The organism is Mesorhizobium sp. M5C.F.Ca.IN.020.29.1.1 (genome assembly GCF_003997375.1).
Classification (GTDB): domain Bacteria; phylum Pseudomonadota; class Alphaproteobacteria; order Rhizobiales; family Rhizobiaceae; genus Mesorhizobium; species Mesorhizobium wenxiniae.
Genome location: NZ_RZSW01000508.1, coordinates 1 through 4,615, shown reverse-complemented (window position 1 = coordinate 4,615; position 4,615 = coordinate 1). Strand labels below are relative to the sequence as shown.

The following is a 4,615-nucleotide window of genomic DNA, read 5'->3' as shown; positions in this document are numbered from 1 at the left end:
GTGGATGCCGGCTGTGAGTTCGACAGGGGGAGGAGAAGCCAGAAGGGAGCACAGAAGGGAGCCTGCAAAAAGAAGGAACCAGAGAAAACATGTAAATTTCACAATTACTGGTCGATACGGACCCCGCCGGGCTGGAGTTGTTTGTTCCTGCCGCCGCTCAACAGGCCGACTCAGCCTTTCGAATGCGTCGCCGGCATCGTCGACACCGATAGGTACGCAGCCGACATCCATTTTCCGTTTTTCGCGACCGCGCCCGACGGCCTCTACGTCATCGAAAAGGGCACGCCGCTCGTCCAGGTCATACCGGTTCGCCGCGAAGATGCCGCACTCAAGGCAGAAATCCGGGCGGAGACCGGAGCCGAGGCGACGGAGCGCGAAACTGTCTATCGCAACACGATTGCGGGCGAAGGCTGGTATCGCAAATGGGCCCGCGCGGCCCGCTAGACTTTTTTTGCGGAGAAGAATGCGAAACGGGGCCGCTAGGCCCCGTTTCTTTGTGAATTGCTAGCGGAACCGCCAGTTGCGCGGACCGCGATCCGAACTGTTCGAGTTCGAATTGGAGGAGCTGTTCGACGATGAGTTCGAATTCGAGTTGCTCGACGAATTGGAGCTGGAGTTCGAACTCGAATTGCTCGACGAGTTGGAGCTGGAATTCGATGAACCGTTGGACGACGAATTGGAGCTCGAATTTGACGAACTGTTGCCCGCGACGATGAAGGCACCTTCGCTTTGGCTGGTCATTGCGGCCGGCGGACCCTCGGTTTCCGGTGACGCCGCGGGATATTCCTTCGCCTGCGCCGCGGTGCTCGCGAGCGCTGCCATTCCTGCGACCAGTGTCGACTTGAGTTTCCTGTGTCTTGTCATGGTAGTTACTCCTTGTTTCAGACTGGACCGGCAGTTGCGGTCCGGCGGAGTAACGGGCGATTGCCGGCTTTATTCCATTCAGAGAAAGCCGGATTCCATTTAGAGAACGGGGGCCGTTGCAGCTTCACTTCCGGTCCTCCCGACGGACCTCGGTCAACGCTTGGACTTCCTCCTCGGCTGACATCGGAGCGCCCGCTTCGATCGCCGAAAGATAGGCGTCGAGGGCTTCGGTCGACGAGGCCGGGGCATAGCCTCCGGCGTCGCCGGGGGCCACGACCGCGAAGCTGACGCGCCATTCGTCGCCGGAACGGCAGGCGACCGACACCACCGTGGAGCGGTCCTGCGAGTCAACCTCGAATTCTCGGCACAAATCCTGCGAATTGTTGCGAAAGGTAGCGATTGCCCGGAATCGGTCACTGATCCCGGCGAGCCTGATTTCCTTGCCGGACTCGACCGTTTCAAGGGCTTGGGCCAGGGCCGGCCTAATGACGCCGGCAACCCATAGCCCGCCCTGCCTGCGTTCGTTGGTACCTGCTGCCCAATACCCGGTGAGCGCGCCGACGACGGCCGCCACGAGAGAGGCGGCAATCGGCAGCCTCCAGTGAGACCTCGATGGAGGCGCCGCTATGCGCCCGCCGCCGAAGGGCAATACGGATGCCGCCTTCTCGACGGCGCGCCTGGCCTCGATCATTTGCTCAACGGCGGCCACAAGTTTTTCGGGAACCGGCTCGTCGAGCAGCGGCTTCAGCGCGGCCTGCGCCTGCGCTCTGGTTTCGATGAACATGGCAACCCTAGTAACCAGACGGTCATCGATCTCCATCGCCTGCTCGATCCTGGCGACCGTCTCCGGATCAAGCTCACCATCGGCGAACCGCATCAGGATCTCGTCCGAAAACGTCTCTTCGGTCATTTGCTAGCCCCTTTTGTGACCGCAGAACGGGTGGGAGCCATGGATATTCCCGTCGCCTCCGCCAGATTCTTTCTCGCCCGGGCCAGTCTGCTCATCACCGTCCCGATCGGCACGGCAAGGACTTCCGCGGCTTCCTTGTAGGAAAGCTCTTCGACACAGACGAGAAGCAGCACGTCGCGCTGATCGCCGGCAAGTTCGCCAATGGCTTGCGCCACGCTGTTCAGCGCCAGCCGCGCCTCCATCTCGCGCTCACCGGAAATGCCGGCGATGTCATGGCACTCGTCGACATCGTCCTGCGGGCCGGCGACCTTGCGCCTGCGGATGTCATCGATCCACAGATTTCGGAGAATTTTGAACATCCACGCGTCGAAGCGCGTTCCTTGCTCGAAACGCTGCTCGTTGGCGAGCGCCCGTTCGCAGGCTCGCTGAACGAGATCGTCCGCAATATCGCGGGACCGGCAGAGCGCAATCGCGAACCGGCGGAGATTCGGGAGAAAAACGACAAGCTGGTCTTGGACGCGGTCGGTTTTTTCCGGCATGTTGCTCCAAGTTATTTTGGAATAAAGCGGTCCCGCACCCGTTTCCTCGCAAAGCTAGCTTATTGTCGGATAGGTCCGCTAGCCTCGCGATGTTGAAAATCGGCAACGGCGGAAATGTGAGGGAGATATGGGGGCCACCGCCTGGCTGAGACCAAGAGCCCTGCTGCCATTCTGGGTAGCCGTCGCGTTAATGGTCGATCTTCATCCGACGGGCGGCCTGCTGGTGCTCGGAGAGTTCGGACCAAAATCGGCGTTCGCCGATGATGACGGTGGTGGTGGTGGTGACGATGGTGGTGGTGATGACGGTGGCGGCGGTCAATCCGGCTCGTCGTCTGGTGGATCGGGAGCGATTCCCCGCCGGTCGACCGGAACGAATCTGTTTCGCACGCTGACCGATCGGTTTCTTCCGCGTCCGCCAAGACGCGGCGGCAGGCGCGCGCAACGGCCCGCCCTCCCTTTGCCGTCTCGGGCACCGGACCAGATCGTAGCGACCGGGCTGAGTTCGGCTGAAATCGGTCGGCTTCAGGCAACGGGCTTCACCGTCCTTGACCGCACCGACATCCAGCTTCTGGGGTCGGAGCTGGTCCGGCTGCGCATACCGCCCAACATGCCGCCGGAGGCTGCGCGCGATCTTGTCATCGACGCCGCTCCGCAGTCGACAGCGGATTTCGTGCATTACTACCGGCCCGGACAAGAAGCCGAATGTGCCGGATCCCACTGCGCCGCCGCAGGCCTGATCGGCTGGCCGGCTAATACCGGTCTTCCAGCCGGTTGCGGTGGCAATGTCACGATCGGCCTCATCGACACGGCGATCAATCCTGCGCATGCCGCCTTCGCGAATGGCCGGGTCGAAGTTCTTCGCCTTTCGGACCACGGCTTTCCCGAGTCCGGCCGCCAGCACGGCACCGCCGTCGCGGCGCTGCTCGTCGGCGGCGCCGACAGCCGTACCCCGGGCCTCCTGCCGCACGCTAGGCTCATCGCGGTCGATGCGTTTCACCGGGGCGATCGCCAGGATGACCGCTCGGACGTCTATGATCTTCTTCGCGCACTCGATCTTCTTTCCGTGCGCGGCGTGCAGGTGACGAATATGAGCCTGTCGGGTCCTGCGAATGCTCTTCTCGAGCAGTTTGTCCGAAAACTTTCCGAAGGCGGCATGGTGATCGTCGCCGCTGCCGGCAATGGAGGTCCCAAGGCCGGACCTGCCTATCCGGCGGCCTACGCGGAAGTGATCGCGGTGACGGCGGTGGACCGCATGAAACGCCCCTACAGGCGTGCCGGCCGCGGCGAGCATATCGACCTGGCCGCCCCCGGCGTCGAAGTATGGACGGCCGCGTCGGTCAGCGGCGCACGGCCGAAGACCGGTACCTCCTTCGCGACGCCGTTTGTTGCCGCCGCAGCGGCGTTGATGAAGTCGGCAAACAGCAGCGCCACCGCAGCCGACATTCATGATGCGCTCGGCAAGTCGGCGGAAGATCTCGGCGCGCCCGGCAAGGACGCCGTCTTCGGTTGGGGCCTGCTCAATGCCCGCGCCGCTTGCGTCGTCACGCCGAAGAAGGCGATGTGAAGCTCCGATGACGCGAGCTCTTGCTGGGGCGACAGGCTGATGCATCGTCGATGCTGGCGAACACCGCGATCGGGCAGGGCGCATTGCATCAACCACGTCGCGCCGCGCCGCTGCTTCATGAACGGTGGCCGGGACCTAGCGCTCAGGAGGGATTGCACCTTACCCGTTTCGGCTTACGGTTACGATTGGAGTTTTTTACCAGAAGAATAGCAACGGAGATTCTGCGTGAACCGTGTTCTGCCGGCCGTCTTTGTTCTCGCGCTCAGCGCGCCTGCCTTCGGCCAGACCGTCGATGGCGAGGGTGCGAAGCAGCTCTCCGAAAATCTGTCTCGCTACATCGGCAGCAAGGCGATCGACAGCGGTTTCCTGAAGGTTTCCGTGGAAGGCGACGCTTACAAACTCGCCGTCGACTTCAAACCTGTCGTGAACCTGTTGGCGACGCAGCATTCCTTCAAGTTCGACTTCAGCCCCTACGCATTCCTCGTCAAGCCAAGCAGCAACGGGACGTGGAACGTCTCTGCGGATTTGTCGCCAAGCGGGTCCTTCGAGTTCATGGGGCCGGAAGGCCCGCAGAGCATACAATTCTCGATCAAAGACAGCAAGTTCACCGGCGTCTATGACACCGAACTGGCGGCTTTTACCAGCGCCACACACTCGACGGCCGGGATGACGATGAAAACCCGGGACACCATGCAGCGCGCGGAGGTGAGCACCGGCGCCGGTACTGCCACTATGAAC

The 4,615-nt window shown here is 62.3% G+C and carries 6 protein-coding genes and 1 pseudogene; 4 read left to right on the top strand and 3 right to left on the bottom strand.

The genetic code is table 11. The annotated features are described in order from the left end of the window. Both EOA85_RS28390 and EOA85_RS37770 read left to right on the top strand, forming a co-directional pair. Positions 1-444: DUF6065 family protein (locus EOA85_RS28390; protein ID WP_245486091.1), on the top strand; the 444-nt coding region annotated here is incomplete at its 5' end. A 112-nt stretch (positions 445-556) separates the two neighbouring features. After that, positions 557-967: a hypothetical protein gene (locus EOA85_RS37770; RefSeq protein ID WP_164759934.1), complete on the top strand. Its 411-nt coding sequence runs from the start codon at positions 557-559 to the stop codon at positions 965-967. Between the two features lie 21 nt (positions 968-988). Here EOA85_RS37770 and EOA85_RS28380 read toward each other — a convergent pair whose 3' ends face one another. From EOA85_RS28380 to EOA85_RS39970, 3 genes are all read right to left on the bottom strand, one after another. After that, positions 989-1,774, bottom strand: a complete 786-nt coding sequence (locus EOA85_RS28380) for an anti-sigma factor (RefSeq protein WP_127211970.1) — start codon at positions 1,772-1,774, stop codon at positions 989-991. Further along, positions 1,771-2,313 carry an RNA polymerase sigma factor gene (locus tag EOA85_RS28375; protein WP_127211969.1) on the bottom strand — a complete coding sequence of 181 codons (543 nt, stop codon included), beginning with the start codon at positions 2,311-2,313 and terminating at the stop codon, positions 1,771-1,773. The genes EOA85_RS28380 and EOA85_RS28375 overlap by 4 nt, the downstream gene beginning before the upstream one ends. A gap of 187 nt (positions 2,314-2,500) precedes the next feature. Then, a complete protein-coding gene (locus EOA85_RS39970) occupies positions 2,501-2,632 on the bottom strand; it encodes a hypothetical protein (protein ID WP_281033793.1) in 132 nt (43 codons plus the stop codon). A gap of 138 nt (positions 2,633-2,770) precedes the next feature. Between EOA85_RS39970 and EOA85_RS28370 the strand changes: the two genes are divergently transcribed. After that, complete coding sequence (locus EOA85_RS28370; protein ID WP_245486090.1) at positions 2,771-3,877, top strand: S8 family serine peptidase; 1,107 nt, start codon at positions 2,771-2,773, stop codon at positions 3,875-3,877. A 225-nt stretch (positions 3,878-4,102) separates the two neighbouring features. Then, positions 4,103-4,615, top strand: a pseudogene (locus EOA85_RS28365) (hypothetical protein); the annotation flags it as partial.